This is a genomic window from Winogradskyella sp. ABM4_392, assembly GCF_056160445.1.
On the sequence record NZ_JBSWXE010000004.1, the window covers coordinates 148460 to 165196 of the forward strand.

The following is a 16737-nucleotide window of genomic DNA, read 5'->3' on the forward strand; positions in this document are numbered from 1 at the left end:
TATTTAACTGCCTTCAGATTTATAAAAAGGTTCAGTATTAAAACAATCTGCTTCTTTTACAGTGGCATAATCTGGATTTTCTCTTTTAAAGCGCATAAATTTTGAAGTATCGTATACTTCCCAAATGGTTAACTTGTTACGTTTTCCAGCCTTAGATTTTAAATCTATTTTATGCTGAGTAATCATTTTGTCAACAATCGCTTTGTCTCCAATGCGCATTTTTTTACTGGAGCCATGTCCTTTGTTTATATGCTTTACAATCCAATAAAATTTTACTGGTTTGTTGGTTGTATTACTTAGTGTTTCTTTTGTTTCAAACTCAGATAATGTCTTGCCTTCAGTTTTATTTTGGTAGTTAGATTCACCAAAACCATCATTTTCTTTGTTAGTCTCTGTTTCTGCAGTTTCTAAGACATCTTCAAAATTCTCGTACCTTAAAAGTGTGATAATAATAAGTTTATCATTCACTTTTACTTCAGTTACAAATCTTCCGACCGGAATATCAGCTAAAGATATTTTTGTGTCTAAGCTATTAACAATGTAGGCTTTTTGAAAATCATTGTTAAAAATCTCAACTTTATCAATAGTACGTTCACCTTTTAAGATTAGAGTATCTCCAGTTTTGTTTAAGCTATGTTGTAGCTCACTGGCTCTGTAATTAATGTTTTTTAAAAGTGTTGATTTTTGGCCATGAATAAAGGGAGCCAAAAGTAATAGGAGTGCGGTTAATAGTCTTGTCATAATAAGTAGGTTTTGTTTTTGGGGAAACAAATTAGTATGTATAATACTTGCGACAAATATAATTTATGACTTCAAGATCTTAGTATTCTTAGGTTGTAAGGTGTTTTTTTTAAGTTGAAAAGCTATTGGTTTCGTTGTAAAGCGAAAAACTTATGTTAAATGGCATTAACAGAATTGGGCTATAAAGTTTTGCTAAATGAACTTTTTAAATACGATTCAAAGTCAGGTTCAGGTGCTTTTTTTAACACATGGTTTGTCCAAGCCACACGTTCATGATTGATAATCTCAAGTTCCCAAACACAAGGTGCTAGGCCGTCACCAGAAATTTTATCAAAAGAAATGGGTTGATTATAGTCTGTTTTAAAAATATGAGTGTTTAGCATATTGTCGCCAACCCACCAGTTTATTAATGAGAAAATACCTTCAGTTCCTTGATGTAGAATTAAAAATCCAATATTATTATGATTATGGTTAAAACCATTTTTTAATGTAATCCACTTAGGAATTTGAAGCTTTACGTCTTCGTAAAATTCAGCACTGTTAAACTTATCATCATGTTTAGTAATGGTGTACACCTTTATAAACCAATCATTAACTTTTAAAAGCTCTTTGTATTCAATATTTCTTGCTTTGTAGCTAGTCATTAGTTCTAAGCTTTAGGCTAATTTCTGATAACGTATTAGTAATATTTTAGTAATGTTCATTCGCACAGAACTATTTATTTTTGTAATGCTATTAACCGCATGCTTAAACATTAGTTAGACCTTCAGTAGAGAAGGAAACTAATGTTTTTTTATTCTTCAGCATTATATACAACTTTACCATTAAATATCGTCATCACAACTTTAGAGTCTAAAATTTTATTTTCATCAATAGTCATTATATCCTTGTCAAAAATTGTAAAGTCAGCCAGCTTCCCAACAGAAATAGAGCCTTTTATTTGTTCTTCAAAAGCACCATAAGCTGCATCTAAAGTGTAAGATTTTAAAGCTTGTGTTCTGGTCATTTTTTGGTCTGGTTCGTAGCCTCCATCAGGTGTTCCTTTTAGTGTTTTTCTACTTACACTGGCATAAAAACTGGCAATAGGATTTACAGGCTCTACAGGTACATCTGTTCCATTTACAATGGGCACGCCACTTTGAAGAAGGGTTTGCCACATGTAAGCCCCTTCCTTAATTCGTTTTTCACCTAAACGATCAATAGCCCAAGGTCTATCAGAAGACATGTGTACGGCTTGCATGGCAGGAATAACGTTTAACTCTGCAAAACGAGGAATATCTTCTGGATGAAGATGCTGTGCATGTTCTATTCTAAATCTATGGTCTTGTGTGTGCTCAGGATATTCCTTAAAGGCTATTTCGTAACGATCTAAAATTTCTCTATTGGCCCTGTCTCCTATGGCATGAGAGCATACTTGAAAACCATTTTTAAGTCCACTAATCGCAGTCTCTTTTACAAATTCCATAGGTAAGGTTTCATGACCAAAATGATCTGGTCTGTCAGTATAAGGTTCTAAAAGCCAAGCACCACGAGAGCCTAGTGCGCCATCGCAATTAAGTTTTACAGATCTAATTGTAAAGAGATGGTCATTGTCTATCATTACACCTCTCTTATACCAATCGTTTAATAAATCTTTATCCCAACCAGTTAGCATCGCATAGATTCTTACATTCATTTTTGAGTCAGACTTCATCTGATCATACAAAGCGATTGTTTCTTTTGGAATGCCAGCATCATGAAAACTTGTTATGCCGTTTTTGTGACAAGCATCTACAGCAAGTTCAAAGGCTTTTATATCAGATTCAGTTGTTCTTTCAGGTATATGTTGTGTGATTAAAGTTTGTGCACGCTCATTAAAAACTCCAGTTGGTCTACCTAAAGCATCTACTAGGACTTCACCACCTTCAACTTCATATTTCTTTAAACCATCTAAAGCCAATTCGGTTAGTCCTGCTATTTCCATTGCTTTTGCATTTGCAAAGCCAGCATGACCACTTGCATGACCAAGATAAACAGGATTGTTTGGTGAAACTTCACTTAATAAATGATGTGTTTGAAAACCATTAACTACATCAGATGGCATACTGTCCCATTTGCTTTGGTGCCAACCTCTGCCTGTTATCCATTCGCCAGGTTTAGCAGTTTTAACGCGCTCTGCAACAGCATCAACAATAGCTTGATAGCTCGTTGTATTCATAAGGTCTAGGTTAAGTTCATTATATCCTAAACCCATAAAATGGCCATGACCTTCTATAAAGCCTGGTGTCATTGTTTTTCCTTTTAAATCCAGAACTTTGGTTTGTTTGTTTTTATAAGTTTCAGCGTCTTCTAAACTGCCAGCAAAAAGGATTTTGTTATCTTTTGTAGCTACAGCTTCAACAGTAACTGACGTACTGTCTACAGTATATATGGTTCCGCCATAAATAAGCATAGTAGCATAATCTTGTTTAGATTTAGAACAGCCTAGAAAACAAAGTATAATTAATGATGTGCAGAAAAACTTTAAATATCTTAATTTCATAACAGTTGGTTTTTTATCCTTAAAAATAGTTAAAAGATAAATAAGACGTCAACTAATTAAGAGCAACAAAGTTTTTGGTTGAAGAAAAATAAGGTACTGTGTTGAAAAAATCAGAATTTTTGGATTCAATATATTCAGAATTCTGTGTTTGTTTTTTTAAAAAATTTGTTGTGTCAAAAACCTCCCAAATAGTTAGTTCGTTAAGTTTGCCTTGCTGTGTTTGGTTCTCTGCTTTATACTTTGCAATTAGATGGTCAGCTTCGGTATGAGTCACCATTTTCATGATTTTTCTTGAAGAGGTACCACTATTTATGGTGTGAGAAATCCAAAAAACTTTATTACTAGTATTTGCTTTTTTCGAGTTCCAATTAAGCATATCTGAAATACTTCTTGAAGTTTTAGCTTCTGGTTTGGGATGTGTTATTTTGATAATAGGTTCTACAACCTTTTCTGCAACAGGTTTACTTGGAGTATTGTCAACAGTGTTTCTGTTTTTACTACTTAATTTGGCACTTTTAGTGATGATTGCAATATTAATTTTAAATAGAGCTTTCAGTTTTAAAACGGGTTGCTTTTGTACTTCATCTTCTTTTTTACTTAATACTTCAATTTTTTTAGAGGGTACATTTTCTATTTCTTCATGCCTAAGCAAAGTCATAATAATTCTTTTGTCTGGCATTTTAGCTTGTACTACCAACCTTCCAAGAGGTGTGTCGTGTAACGGTATCTTGGTTTCATTACTTCTAACATCAACTGTTTTTTCAAAATCTTGATTGAAAATATCAACATTATAGATGGTTTTTTCACTGCTTAAAATAAGTGTATCTCCTGCTTTGTTTAAGTTGTGTTTTAGCTCTTTGGCCCTAAAATTAATATTTTGTAAAAGTGTAGATTTTTGGCCATATGAAGCCAGTGTCAAAAACATGAAAACAAATATGTAAACGTTTTTAAGCATTAAAATGGATTAACTAATACTGCGCTTTGGAGATTTGAGGAAAAAACAGTGTTGTAACTATCTAAAGTATTTATAAACACTGATTTGATTAAAAATCTAAGTTAGATTACTTTTTTTATGGATGAGAGGCTAAGTCATTCGCTGTAATGCAAATAAATAGGATTTAAAAAACAGATTAGACAAACATTAAATACTAAAATTATTAAATTAGCCTTATGCGAAAAATTCTATTAGGAGTTGTAATTACACTCGTCATATTGTTCACTTTTAAGTATTGCGGAGATAAAAAGAAGGATAGAATTCTTCTCCAGGAGAATACGGCTTTAATACAAGAACAAATTAAAAATGTAGGTAAATTAGTAGTAACTGAAGGACATTTTAGTGAAGTGTTTACCTACAAAAATTCTAAAGCGGTTTTTGCAGATTTGTTGGAAGCAAAAAAACAAGCAGTAGTAATTGTAAACGCTGATGTTACTGTTGCATATGATTTAAGTAAAATAGAATACAAAATAGACGAAGAAAATAAGACGCTTCAAATATTGAGTATACCAGAAGAAGAAATAAAAATTAGCCCAGATTTAGAGTATTATGATATTCAGGCAGATTATCTAAATCCTTTTGAAGCAGATGATTATAACAATATAAAAGAGATTGTAAAAAAGTCTCTAATGAAAAAAATTGAAGCTTCAGATTTAAAATCTAATGCTCAAAACAGGCTGCTTAGCGAACTTTCAAAATTCTTTATTTTAACCAATTCTATGGGTTGGGAGTTGCAGTACAATGAAACACCTATTGAAACTTTAGATGCATTAAAATTAATTGATATTAAACTTTGAAAAAGAACGCAGAAACCAGAAAAGAGGAGATTATTAGAGTTGCTGCTAAACTCTTTAAAGAAAAGGGTTATAGCGCAGTAACAATGAGAGACCTTGCGTCTGCGATGGGAATTAAAGCTGCAAGTCTTTATAATCATATAAACTCTAAGCAACAAATCCTCAAAGAGATAATTATTTCACTAGCTGAAGAGTTTACCTTAGGTTTGCAAGAAATACAACAAACAAATAAATCTAATGTTGAAAAACTCAAGGATATCGTAAAGCTACATGTTAAGATTACTTCTCAAAACACTTACGGTATGGCATCCTTAAATAACGATTGGATGCATCTTGAGGAAAAGCTAGATTATTACCTTCAATTGCGTGCTAATTATGAAGATAAGTTAAGGGAGATAATATCAGAAGGTGAAAAAAAAGATGAATTTATTGATGAAAATATAGAAGTAATTCTATTCTCAATTTTATCCACTTTAAGATCCCTATATCTTTGGATTCCCAAGAAAGAAGATCTAAACTCTGAAGAACTTTCACAACAATTAAGCCGAGTACTAATTAACGGAATTAACAAAAAAATCGATTAATTTTTTGTAAATTTGTCAAGTAAACTAACAACTGTTAGTTTTTTTAGTTTGTAATTCGAAATCGTTTTCGAGTTAAGCTTAAAAAGTTTTAAAGTTTAGATTATAACTGTTAATGGCAGATTTTCATAAATTAAGAATAAAAGATATTTATAGGGAAACTAAAGATACATCCGTTGTAACTTTTGATGTTCCTGAAGCGTTGCAAGACGAATTTAAATTCTCGCAAGGGCAACATTTAACGCTTAAGGCACTAATTAATGGCGAAGATGTGCGTCGTTCATACTCGTTATGTTCTAGTCCATTTGATAACGAATGGAAAGTGGCAGTCAAAGAAATTCCAGGAGGAAAATTCTCAACCTTTGTCAACAGCACTTTAAAAGCCGGAGATGAGCTAGATGTTATGGCTCCTAGTGGAACATTCGGAGTAGATTGTAATGCGGACAATGCTAAAAACTACCTGTTTTTTGCGGCAGGAAGTGGTATCACACCAATTCTTTCGATGATTAAAGCGCATTTGGCAGCAGAGCCAAACTCAACTTGTAAGTTGTTTTATGTTAATAGAACAGCAAAATCCATTATCTTTAAGGAAGAGTTGGAGCAATTAAGAAACACCTATTTCGGTCGTTTGGAAATCTATTATTTCCTAACCAAAGAAAAGCGAGATATTGAGTTGTTCAATGGTCGTTTTGATGATGAAAAAATGAAAGTGCTCACCAAGACATTCATTGATATTCCAGACACAAGCGAAGTGTTTTTATGCGGACCAGAAGATATGGTCAATTACGTAAGTAACTATCTAGCTGAAGCAGGTTTGCCAAAAGATTTAATTCATTTCGAATTATTTGTAAAAGGCCTAACCGAAGAAGATAAAAAACGTGTTGAGCGTTTATCAGAACAAAAAATAGATGGTGTCGAAGTTGTTATTATCGATGGCGGAAAAGAATTTCGTTTCACTATGCAGCAAGATGATGATAATATTTTAGATGGAGCACTTATAGCAGGAGCAGATTTACCATTTGCGTGCAAAGGAGGCGTTTGTAGTACCTGTAAGTGTCAAGTAATGGAAGGTGAAGTTGAAATGAAAATCAACTATGCATTAGAAGAAGATGAAGTTGCGCAGAACTATGTGTTAAGCTGTCAAGCCGTTCCAACTACTAAAAAAGTGGTGGTCGATTTCGACGTGTAAAATTCCTGCGAAAGCAGGAATCTCATAATATTGAAAAAGAAAAATTAAGTTTCACCAGCTAAAAGCAATAAGCTAATAGCCAAAAGCTAAAAGAAATGAGTGAAGAACAAATAAAAAACTTGGAAGAGCAATTTGAAGCGCGTATCGCACGCGACGAAAAAATTGAACCTAAAGACTGGATGCCAGAAAAATATCGTCAAACGCATATTAGGCAAATTAGTCAGCACGCGCATTCCGAAATTGTAGGAATGTTACCAGAAGGTAACTGGATTACGCGAGCACCATCCTTACGTCGTAAAGTAGCCTTATTGGCAAAAGTGCAAGACGAAGCTGGTCACGGATTATACCTATACAGTGCTTGCGAAACATTAGGCATCTCGCGAGACGAGTTATACGAGCAATTGCATTCTGGTAAAGCAAAATATTCTTCCATTTTTAATTATCCAACAGTGACTTGGGCAGATATGGGAGCTATCGGTTGGTTGGTAGATGGTGCAGCCATTATTAATCAAGTGCCACTTTGTAGCACGTCTTTTGGACCTTATGCAAGAGCTATGGTTCGCGTGTGTAAGGAAGAAAGTTTTCACCAACGTCAAGGCTACGAAATTATGCTAAAGCTTTGCAATGGAACACCAGAGCAAAAAGAAATGGCACAAGATGCACTTAACCGTTGGTGGTGGCCAAGTTTAATGATGTTAGGTCCAACTGATGATATGTCAGTTCACACCGAACAATCAATGAAATGGAAATTGAAGCGAAAAACCAATGACGAGTTGCGTCAGCAGTTTATTGACCAAACCGTACCACAAGCTGATATTTTAGGATTAACAATTCCAGATCCAGATTTAAAATGGAACGAAGAGCGTCAGAGTTACGATTTTGGAAAAATTGATTGGGATGAATTCTGGCAAGTTGTAAAAGGTCACGGGCCAATGAATAAAGAACGAATGAAAGCCAGAGTTGGCGCCTGGGAACGTGGCGAATGGGTTAGAGACGCAGCTATGGCTCATGCTGAAAAACAACAAGAAAGAAAAAACAAACAAGTAGTATAATCAGAATGTTAGACTCGAGAAATGAGAAATGAGAAAAGTACTCTGATAAAGTCTAACATCTAACATCTAACATCGAATATCTAATGTCTAATAAAAAGAACTGGCCACTTTGGGAGGTTTTCGTAAGAAGTAAAAACGGATTAGAACACCGTCATTTCGGAAGTCTTCATGCAGCAGATGCAGAAATGGCTTTAGAAAATGCACGAGACGTTTACACGAGACGTAACGAAGGCGTAAGCATTTGGGTTGTAGAAAGCAAGCATATTACAGCATCAAACCCAGAGCATAATGGCGAATTATTTGAACCAGCACAAGACAAGGTGTATCGTCATCCAACATTTTATGATTTACCAGACGACGTAAAGCATATGTAACAAAGCAAGGCTTTGTCATCCTGAACTGTCACACTGAGCGCAGTCGAAGTGTTGTTTCAGGATCTCTTTATTTATGTTAATGACACCTTGAGCGCAGTCGAAAGGTCTCAATTTGAGTAAAAATGAAAAACAAAAACCTATACAATTACATCCTAGGCATCGCAGATAACAGCCTAATTCTCGGTCAGAGATTAGGAGAGCTTTGCGGTCACGGACCAAGTTTAGAAACAGATATTGCGTGCACCAATATGTCGTTAGATTTATTAGGGCAAGTACGTAGTTATTATCAATATGCAGCGAAGATTGCTGGAGACGGCAGAACTGAAGATGATATCGCGATGCTTCGTAAAGAACGCGAATACTTCAATGTGTTATTGGTAGAACAGCCAAACACCGATTTTGGGTACACAATGGCAAGACAATTCTTATTCGATGTATATCATTTTTTAATGTTAACAGAATTAGAAAAAAGTACCGATTTAAATCTGTCTGCAATTGCAAAAAAATCCATCAAGGAAGTGAGTTACCACAAACGTTTCTCATCCGATTGGATTAAGCGATTAGGAGATGGTACCGAAGAAAGCCATAGTCGTATTCAAACCGCAATTAATGATCTATGGACGTATACAGATGAATTATTTCATCAAACCGAAGCTGATAAAGCTATGGTCGTTGAAGGCGTTGGAGTAGATGTCACTAAATTAAAAGACGCTTATTATGAAGAAGTAAATGCAGTTTTAGAAGAAGCAACGTTAAGCGTTCCAGAAAGCAGATACTTTCAAAAAGGAGGAAAGCAAGGCATTCATACCGAACATATGGGTTACTTAATGGCCGATTTACAATATATGCAGCGCACCTATCCAAATATGGAATGGTAAAAAGCCCATCTCAGTCTTCCTAAAGGGAAGATGAAAAATATGAGTAAGGAAAATCAAATATTACAGCCGAGTGATAACTCTTCCCCTTTGGGGAAGGTGGATGGGGATCTAGTTTCGATATTAGAATCTATTTCAGATCCAGAAATCCCAGTATTATCCATTATGGATATGGGTGTTGTGCGCTCTGCTGTTATCGAAAATGATATTGTGAAAATCGAAATCACACCAACTTACAGTGGCTGTCCTGCAATGGATGTTATCGGAGACGATATCAAACGCGCAATGCAAAAAGCAGGTTATAAAGCTGAAGTAGATTTGATTTTACATCCAGCTTGGACAACCGATTGGATTACACCAAGAGGCAGAAAAGCACTCGAAGATTACGGTATTGCAGCACCATTAGATGCTGAAGCCGACAAGTCCGTGTTGCTAGAAGGAAAACAATTAGTAAAATGTCCGCAATGCGGAAGCACAAATACAAAAATGATAAGTCAATTTGGTTCAACAGCTTGTAAAGCACAGTTTCAGTGCAACGATTGCCAAGAACCATTTGATTATTTTAAATGTTTGAAATAGAAATTAGAACAGAGAAGTTAGACCGCTTCGCTGTTAGAAAATTAGATAGCAAGTAAGAAATGTTGAAATGCAGAATAACAAAATGAAATCGTTATAAATTTCTGAAGCCTTGGAAGAAATTTAGATTTTATTTTGAGGTTTTCAATCTGTGTAACAAGATTGAAAAATTCCTCATTTCAACTTGACTTTTTTGGTTCGTTTTTGTGTCAAGACAAAAATGAATAAAAGAAAATAAAAGACTATTATGAGTAATTCAATAGAACTAAAAATAGAAAACAACATAGCCTACATCACACTAAACCGACCAGAAGTTTTTAACAGCTTCAACCGTGAAATGGCATTAAACCTACAGCAAGTTTTTGACGATTGCGAGAGTAATTCTGAAGTAAGAGCAATCGTGCTAACCGGAAACGGAAAAGCATTTTGCGCAGGTCAAGACTTAAAAGAAGTGACAAGTCCGGAACTAAACCCAGGATTCAAGAAAATTCTAGAAGAGCATTACAACCCAATCATCACCAGAATTAGAAACATAAAAAAACCAATCATTGGTGCGATAAATGGTGTGGCAGCAGGAGCAGGAGCAAACATCGCATTAGCTTGTGATATCGTTGTGGCTCACGAAAAAGTAAGTTTTATTCAAGCGTTTAGTTTAATAGGTTTGATCCCAGATAGTGCAGGAACGTTCTTTTTACCTCGCTTAATAGGTTTTCAAAAAGCATCAGCATTAGCGATGTTAGGAGATAAAGTGTCTGCAGATGAAGCTGAAAAAATGGGGATGATTTATAAAGTTTTACCATTAGAAAGTTTTGAAGAGGAAGTAAACAAACTAGCATTGAAACTCGCTAATATGCCAACATTAGCTTTAGGGAAAATTAAGGAAGCCTTTAATCAATCCTTGACGAATAATTTAGAGGAGCAGTTAGCATTAGAATCAAAATTACAAATCGAAGCAGCTCAAACTAAAGATTACGAAGAAGGCGTTTCAGCTTTTGTAGAAAAACGTAAACCAACTTTTAAAGGAAAATAACTTAGGTCTGTCATCCTGAACTTGATTCAGGATCTGACCAATTATGAATAAAGAACTTCTCATACAAACCCATCAAAGAATAAAACCATTTATTCACAAAACACCTGTGTTAACATCACAATTATTAGATGAAATAGCAGGTTGTAATGTGTTTTTTAAATGTGAAAGCTTTCAGAAAATGGGAGCGTTTAAAATGAGAGGTGCAGCAAACGCAATTTTATCCCTTTCTGATGAAGAAAGACAAAACGGAGTCGTAACACATTCTTCAGGTAATTTTGCTCAAGCTGTTTCACTAGCAGCTAAGAAAGTTGGTGTTAAGGCATATATCGTTATGCCAGAAAATGCACCGCAAGCCAAAAAAAATGGTGTTAAAACCTATGGTGGCAAAATTATAGAATGTGAGTCAACAGCTGAAGCGAGAGAGTTCACGGCCAATAAAATTCAAAAAGAAACAAAAGCTTCATTTTTACATCCATCTAATCAAGATGAAGTGATTTACGGCAATGCGACAGCAGCAATGGAGTTGTTAGAGGAGCAGCCTAATCTTGATGTAATTATTTCACCAGTTGGAGGTGGTGGATTATTAGCAGGTACAGCTTTGGCGGTTAATCAGTTTGCACCAAATTGCAGAATAATAGGTGCAGAGCCAATGGAAGTCGATGATGCGTATCGTTCTTTAAAATCAGGTAAGATTGAAAAAAACGAAAGCACAAATACCATTGCAGATGGCCTAAAAACCTATTTAGGCGACCGTAATTTTCCAATCATTAAAGATTTGGTAAATGAAATTATTAGAGTAGAAGAACAAGAAATTAAAGAGGCTATGCAACTCATTTGGGAACGAATGAAAATAGTTGTAGAGCCATCAAGCGCAGTAGCTTTTGCTGCTGTTTTAAAGAATAAAGAAGAATTTAAAAATAAAAACGTCGGAATCATCATTTCTGGCGGAAATGTAGACCTGAAGAATTTACAATTCTGATTAACGATTGTAGATTTTTGATGTTAGAATTTAGATTTTAAACGAGTAGTAATATAATGAAACCAAATCAGTTAGAAGATAGACTTATTCAATTTGCAATAGATGTCATTCTTTTATGTAAATCTATTGATAAATCCTTTGCTTCCGAGCATTTGACAAAGCAGCTAATTCGTTCAGCTACATCCTCAGCGTTAAACTATGGCGAAGCTAGAAGTGGAGAATCTACAAGGGATTTTTTACATAAAATGAAAATTTGTTTGAAAGAGTTGAGAGAATCTTACATAAATCTTAGAATTCAGAAAGGAGCTAAAACACTTTCAGATGTGCAAAATCTCGAAAAATTAATGAAAGAAAATGATGAGTTGATTTCAATATTTGTTTCGAGTATCAAAACAGCGTCAAATAAATTAAAATGATTAGCGATTGGCGATTTTAGAAGTGAAATCAATAAATCCAAAATTTTATGGGCATAACTAAGGAAAATCAAAAATCAACAATCAAAAATCAGCAATCAACAATGGTTGTCGGAATCATCGGTTCAGGAACAATGGGAAGCGGTATCGCTCAAGTAGCGGCAACTGCTGGTTGTTCCGTAAAATTATACGATACCAACCAAGCGGTTTTAGACAAAGCTAAAGCAAGTCTTGAGAAAATATTAAATAGACTCATAGAAAAAGGTCGAATAGATACTGAAGAAAAAAACAGAATTCAGTCAAATATCAGGTATGTCGATAGTCTAAAAGCATTAGCAGATTCAAATCTTACGATTGAAGCTATCGTCGAAAATATCGATATCAAGAAGAAAGTATTTTCAGAATTGGAAAGCTATGTTGCGGATGATTGTGTTATAGCATCAAACACATCGAGTTTATCCATAGCTTCAATTGCATCATCATTACAAAAGCCGGAGCGTTGCATTGGTATTCACTTTTTCAACCCAGCACCATTGATGAAATTGGTTGAGGTCATTCCAGCAGTGCAAACCTCAAAAGCGGTTTTAGACAAATCGGTTGAAACTATAAAAAGTTGGAAGAAAACAGTAGCTGTTGCCAAGGATACACCTGGTTTTATCGTAAACCGTGTAGCGCGACCATTTTACGGAGAAGCCTTAAGAATTTACGAAGAAGGTATCGCTGATTTTGAAACCATTGACCATAGTTTAAAAACATTGGGAGGTTTCAGAATGGGACCATTCGAGTTAATGGATTTTATTGGTAACGATGTCAATTACACAGTAACAGAAACCGTGTTTACAGCCTTCTATTTCGACCCAAGATACAAACCAAGTTTTACGCAAAAGCGTTTAAGCGAAGCAGGTTATTTAGGAAGAAAAACAGGAAAAGGTTATTATGATTATTCTGAAGGAGCTGTAAAGCAAGAACCAAAAGAAGATAGCGAATTAGCACAAACCATTTTCGACCGTGTTCTAGTAATGTTAATCAACGAAGCAGCAGACGCCTTGTTTTTAAACATCGCATCGGCAGAAGATATAGACAACGCAATGACTAAAGGTGTTAATTATCCAAAAGGATTATTAGCTTGGGCAGACGAAAAAGGCATTGATTGGTGCGTAACCAAACTAGATGAATTGTACAACGAGTATCACGAAGACCGTTACCGTTGTAGTCCGTTGTTGCGTAAAATGAACAAGGAAAATAAAACATTTTTTAACTAGCGTCAGTTCGAGTGCGAAGCGTATCGAGAACAAGCGAAACTTCTCGATAAAATTTTCTATCGAAAATCACTCGAAGTGACAAATTGAAGTATGAAAGGAGAACAAATTCCACATAAAATGTTAAGTCAAGATGCATTCAGCACTTGGTTAGGCATCGAAATTTTGGAATGCGAAATCGGTCGTTGTCGTGTAGCAATGACGGTTCGCAAGGAAATGCTTAATAGTATGGGAAAAGCACACGGTGGCATTAGTTATGCATTGGCAGATACCGCTTTTGGATTCGCAGCGAATACACACGGAAAGTTTGCTGTGTCAATAGAAACCAGCATCAACCATATAGAAGCATTAAATGAAGGAGATTATTTAGTCGCTGAATCTGTGATAGAAAACGTGAAAAACAGACTCGGATTTAATATCGTAGAAGTAAAGCGAGGAGATGAACTGGTAGCACTATTTAAAGGTGTTGTTTATCGCACTCAAAAAGATTGGGAATAAAAGGCATTAGAGATTAGGAATTAGGAATGAGTGATAAAAGTAAATATCATTTTAAGTTTGAAGACTTAAAGATTTACCAAAAAGCAATGGATTTTGGTGAAAATGTTGATCATCAAGTCAAGCAATTTCCAAATCACGAACTCTATGCTTTATCATCTCAGTTCAGAAGAGCAGCTGATTCGGTAGCATTGAATATTGCAGAAGGTTATCCTGGTTCTGATGCTCAATTTGTAAAGCATATTAATCACGCAATACATAGCGCTAATGAATGTGTGAGTTGTAGTACCAAAGCAAGAAGAAGAAATTATATCGATTTTCAACAAGATGAGCAAAATCGAGAAGAATTATCAGAATTAACAAAAATGATGTCTTCATTAAGACGAACAATTATTGAAAGAAATAAAACTAATCCCTAATCCCTATTTAACTAATTCCTTAAGAATGGAAGCATACATAATAGACGGCATAAGAACACCAATAGGAAATTACAAAGGCACATTATCGGCTGTAAGAACAGACGATTTAGCAGCTTTAGTAATCAAAGAAATCGTAAAACGAAACCCAAACATTCCAAAAGAAGCATACGACGATGTTATTCTTGGTTGTGCTAACCAAGCCGGAGAAGATAATCGTAACGTGGCAAGAATGGCGTCACTTTTAGCAGGATTGCCATTTACAGTTCCAGGAGAAACCGTGAACAGACTATGTAGTTCAGGTTTGTCAGCAATTATTCACGCAAACAGAGCGATAAAAGCAGGAGATGGCGATGTATTCATTTCAGGAGGTGTTGAGAATATGACACGCGGACCATACGTTATGGCAAAACCATCAAGCGCATATGGAGGCGATTCAAAGCTTTACGATTCTACATTCGGATGGAGGTTTGTAAACCCGAAAATGCACGAAATGTATGGCACTGACGGAATGGGAATGACAGCCGAAAATCTTGTCGAGAAATATAATATTTCGAGAGAAGACCAAGATGCATTCGCATACTGGAGTCAGATGAAAGCATCACAAGCACAAGAAAACGGACGATTAGAAAAAGAAATTCTACCTGTTGAAATTCCGCAACGTAAAAAAGACCCAATCGTTTTTGCAAAAGATGAATTTGTAAAACCAACAACATCAAAAGAGATTTTAGCCAAATTACGACCAGCCTTTAAAAAAGAAGGAGGAAGCGTAACCGCAGGAAACGCATCAGGTTTAAACGACGGAGCAGCAGCAACCATTATCGCTTCAGATGAGGCAGTAAAAAAATACAATCTAAAACCTTTAGCGCGCATCGTGAGTTCCGCTGTCGTAGGTGTAGAACCGCGAATTATGGGCATTGGTCCAGTCGAGGCGTCCAACAAAGCTTTGGCAAAAGCCGGATTAACAATGGACGATATCGACATTATAGAGCTCAACGAAGCCTTTGCTGCGCAGGCATTGGCGTGCACCAGAGCTTGGGGATTGGCAGATAATGATCCAAGAATCAACCCAAATGGAGGCTCTATCGCAATTGGCCATCCGCTTGGCGTTACAGGCACCAGAATCGCCTATTCAGCGGCTTTAGAGCTCAAAGAGCAAAACAAGCGCTACGCATTGGTAACAATGTGTATTGGCGTGGGTCAAGGCTATGCAGCTATTATTGAAAATATGAGTTAAATTATTGTTTTTAGTTACATGAATAAAATTCTGATTTTATTAATTCTGTTATTTACTAATATATCCTCTGGCCAGGATAAAAGCTGCGATTGCCTAAATAGTTTAGAAGAGGTTTCCAAAAAGATTAAAGTAGCCAAGAGCTATAAGTCTCAGATTAAAACTAAATCAGATGAATTCAGGTTTGAAGAATGGAAAAGCCAAATAATAAAGGAAATTAATGAAGATAGTCTAAAGGATTATTTTTGTTTAGGGTATCTTCAAAAATACATCTCCTTTATAAAAGATAATCACAATATAATTTATCAAAAGACTGAAGCCGATTTATTTAAGCCTTTGTTTTATGAAAGAGAAGTTGATGATGTTATTGACTCAGACTCAATTTCTGGAATTTACTATTCGGGTAACGAAACTATAAAACTCATAAAACATTCAAATTCGAGTTGGTTGGGTGTTATGGATACTTCAGATTCTGATATTTGGAAAAATGGTTCCATAAGAATAAAGCTCAACAAAACCTCAAAAGGGAAATTTGAAATATTCGAGTATTATAAAAACGGCTTACTCGTATACAATAACAATATAGAAATAAAGAACAATAGAATAGGAAACACCTTTTGGAATAAAGACAATACGTATCATTTTTATAAACAACACGAAGAAAATTTCGGCTTTAAATCTTTGGACGCTAATCATGACTATATAAATATCAAATCCCTTAAGCGTACATATGAGCTAATGGATGAAGCTGATACGTTTTACAACGATTTAAAGCAAAAATTAGTCAAACCTTACTTAATTATAGATTTAAGAAACAATGGAGGTGGTTCTTTATTACAAACAAAATCACTTATTAAATTGTTAAAAAAGACAAAAGAAATCAAAAAAATTTATGTGCTTATCAATTTTTTAACGGCTAGCGCTGCAGAAATAAGTACGCTTCGGCTAAAAGACGATAAGCGCACTGTTATTGTTGGTGAGAATTCAAAAGGGGCAGTATCATATGGTTATGGAAATAAAGGGATAGCAGGAAGATTAAATTGTAATTCTATTCAATATGCGTTTTCCATAGAAGTGATTAAAAATGATTATTTAAAGTACGAACAAGTTGGCATAACACCAGATGTCCTACTAAACAATGAAAAAGATTGGATAAAAAAGATAATTGAGTTAAATGCAAACGATTAAAGATAGTAGATTAATGATAGGAGAAC

General features: G+C 35.1%; 19 protein-coding genes. 15 read left to right on the forward strand and 4 right to left on the reverse strand.

Translation table 11 applies throughout. The annotated features are described in order from the left end of the window. Positions 1 to 3: 3 nt before the first annotated feature. The 4 genes from ACXAFS_RS11260 to ACXAFS_RS11275 form a co-directional block, all read right to left on the reverse strand. The gene (locus ACXAFS_RS11260; RefSeq protein WP_475307035.1) at positions 4 to 741 is read right to left on the reverse strand and encodes a hypothetical protein; all 738 of its coding nucleotides are present in this window, start codon (positions 739 to 741) and stop codon (positions 4 to 6) included. A gap of 179 nt (positions 742 to 920) precedes the next feature. Then, the gene (locus ACXAFS_RS11265; protein WP_475307036.1) at positions 921 to 1385 is read right to left on the reverse strand and encodes a hypothetical protein; all 465 of its coding nucleotides are present in this window, start codon (positions 1383 to 1385) and stop codon (positions 921 to 923) included. A gap of 149 nt (positions 1386 to 1534) precedes the next feature. Beyond that, complete coding sequence (locus ACXAFS_RS11270; RefSeq protein ID WP_475307037.1) at positions 1535 to 3262, reverse strand: amidohydrolase; 1728 nt, start codon at positions 3260 to 3262, stop codon at positions 1535 to 1537. A gap of 52 nt (positions 3263 to 3314) precedes the next feature. Further along, complete coding sequence (locus tag ACXAFS_RS11275; RefSeq protein ID WP_475307038.1) at positions 3315 to 4187, reverse strand: hypothetical protein; 873 nt, start codon at positions 4185 to 4187, stop codon at positions 3315 to 3317. A gap of 245 nt (positions 4188 to 4432) precedes the next feature. On the opposite strand from ACXAFS_RS11275, the gene ACXAFS_RS11280 reads away from it, so the two are divergent. From ACXAFS_RS11280 to ACXAFS_RS11350, 15 genes are all read left to right on the forward strand, one after another. Further along, entirely contained in the window at positions 4433 to 5053 is a 621-nt protein-coding gene (locus ACXAFS_RS11280) for a DUF4230 domain-containing protein (protein WP_475307040.1), read from the forward strand. Next, positions 5050 to 5634: a TetR/AcrR family transcriptional regulator gene (locus ACXAFS_RS11285; protein ID WP_475307041.1), complete on the forward strand. Its 585-nt coding sequence runs from the start codon at positions 5050 to 5052 to the stop codon at positions 5632 to 5634. The genes ACXAFS_RS11280 and ACXAFS_RS11285 overlap by 4 nt, the downstream gene beginning before the upstream one ends. 112 nt (positions 5635 to 5746) lie before the next feature. Beyond that, entirely contained in the window at positions 5747 to 6820 is a 1074-nt protein-coding gene (gene paaE / locus ACXAFS_RS11290) for a 1,2-phenylacetyl-CoA epoxidase subunit PaaE (protein WP_475307042.1), read from the forward strand. Between the two features lie 95 nt (positions 6821 to 6915). Continuing rightward, the gene (paaA, locus tag ACXAFS_RS11295) at positions 6916 to 7872 is read left to right on the forward strand and encodes a 1,2-phenylacetyl-CoA epoxidase subunit PaaA (protein WP_475307044.1); all 957 of its coding nucleotides are present in this window, start codon (positions 6916 to 6918) and stop codon (positions 7870 to 7872) included. 83 nt (positions 7873 to 7955) lie between these two features. Next, on the forward strand, positions 7956 to 8246 hold the full coding sequence (gene paaB, locus ACXAFS_RS11300; RefSeq protein ID WP_076620128.1) for a 1,2-phenylacetyl-CoA epoxidase subunit PaaB: 291 nt from the start codon (positions 7956 to 7958) through the stop codon (positions 8244 to 8246). 122 nt (positions 8247 to 8368) lie between these two features. Beyond that, on the forward strand, positions 8369 to 9124 hold the full coding sequence (gene paaC, locus ACXAFS_RS11305) for a 1,2-phenylacetyl-CoA epoxidase subunit PaaC (protein ID WP_475307045.1): 756 nt from the start codon (positions 8369 to 8371) through the stop codon (positions 9122 to 9124). A gap of 39 nt (positions 9125 to 9163) precedes the next feature. Continuing rightward, the gene (gene paaD / locus ACXAFS_RS11310; protein WP_475307047.1) at positions 9164 to 9700 is read left to right on the forward strand and encodes a 1,2-phenylacetyl-CoA epoxidase subunit PaaD; all 537 of its coding nucleotides are present in this window, start codon (positions 9164 to 9166) and stop codon (positions 9698 to 9700) included. Between the two features lie 244 nt (positions 9701 to 9944). Further along, entirely contained in the window at positions 9945 to 10727 is a 783-nt protein-coding gene (locus tag ACXAFS_RS11315) for an enoyl-CoA hydratase-related protein (RefSeq protein ID WP_475307048.1), read from the forward strand. Positions 10728 to 10770: 43 nt separating this feature from the next. Beyond that, positions 10771 to 11706 carry a pyridoxal-phosphate dependent enzyme gene (locus tag ACXAFS_RS11320; RefSeq protein ID WP_475307049.1) on the forward strand — a complete coding sequence of 312 codons (936 nt, stop codon included), beginning with the start codon at positions 10771 to 10773 and terminating at the stop codon, positions 11704 to 11706. Positions 11707 to 11762: 56 nt separating this feature from the next. Next, positions 11763 to 12122, forward strand: a complete 360-nt coding sequence (locus tag ACXAFS_RS11325) for a four helix bundle protein (RefSeq protein ID WP_475307051.1) — start codon at positions 11763 to 11765, stop codon at positions 12120 to 12122. A gap of 101 nt (positions 12123 to 12223) precedes the next feature. Continuing rightward, complete coding sequence (locus tag ACXAFS_RS11330) at positions 12224 to 13381, forward strand: 3-hydroxyacyl-CoA dehydrogenase NAD-binding domain-containing protein (RefSeq protein WP_475307115.1); 1158 nt, start codon at positions 12224 to 12226, stop codon at positions 13379 to 13381. A 90-nt stretch (positions 13382 to 13471) separates the two neighbouring features. Beyond that, positions 13472 to 13876 carry a PaaI family thioesterase gene (locus ACXAFS_RS11335; RefSeq protein ID WP_475307052.1) on the forward strand — a complete coding sequence of 135 codons (405 nt, stop codon included), beginning with the start codon at positions 13472 to 13474 and terminating at the stop codon, positions 13874 to 13876. 26 nt (positions 13877 to 13902) lie between these two features. Further along, on the forward strand, positions 13903 to 14292 hold the full coding sequence (locus tag ACXAFS_RS11340; RefSeq protein ID WP_475307053.1) for a four helix bundle protein: 390 nt from the start codon (positions 13903 to 13905) through the stop codon (positions 14290 to 14292). A 25-nt stretch (positions 14293 to 14317) separates the two neighbouring features. Next, on the forward strand, positions 14318 to 15526 hold the full coding sequence (gene pcaF / locus ACXAFS_RS11345) for a 3-oxoadipyl-CoA thiolase (protein ID WP_475307055.1): 1209 nt from the start codon (positions 14318 to 14320) through the stop codon (positions 15524 to 15526). Between the two features lie 18 nt (positions 15527 to 15544). Further along, positions 15545 to 16711: a S41 family peptidase gene (locus ACXAFS_RS11350; RefSeq protein WP_475307057.1), complete on the forward strand. Its 1167-nt coding sequence runs from the start codon at positions 15545 to 15547 to the stop codon at positions 16709 to 16711. The last annotated feature ends 26 nt before the right edge of the window (positions 16712 to 16737 follow it).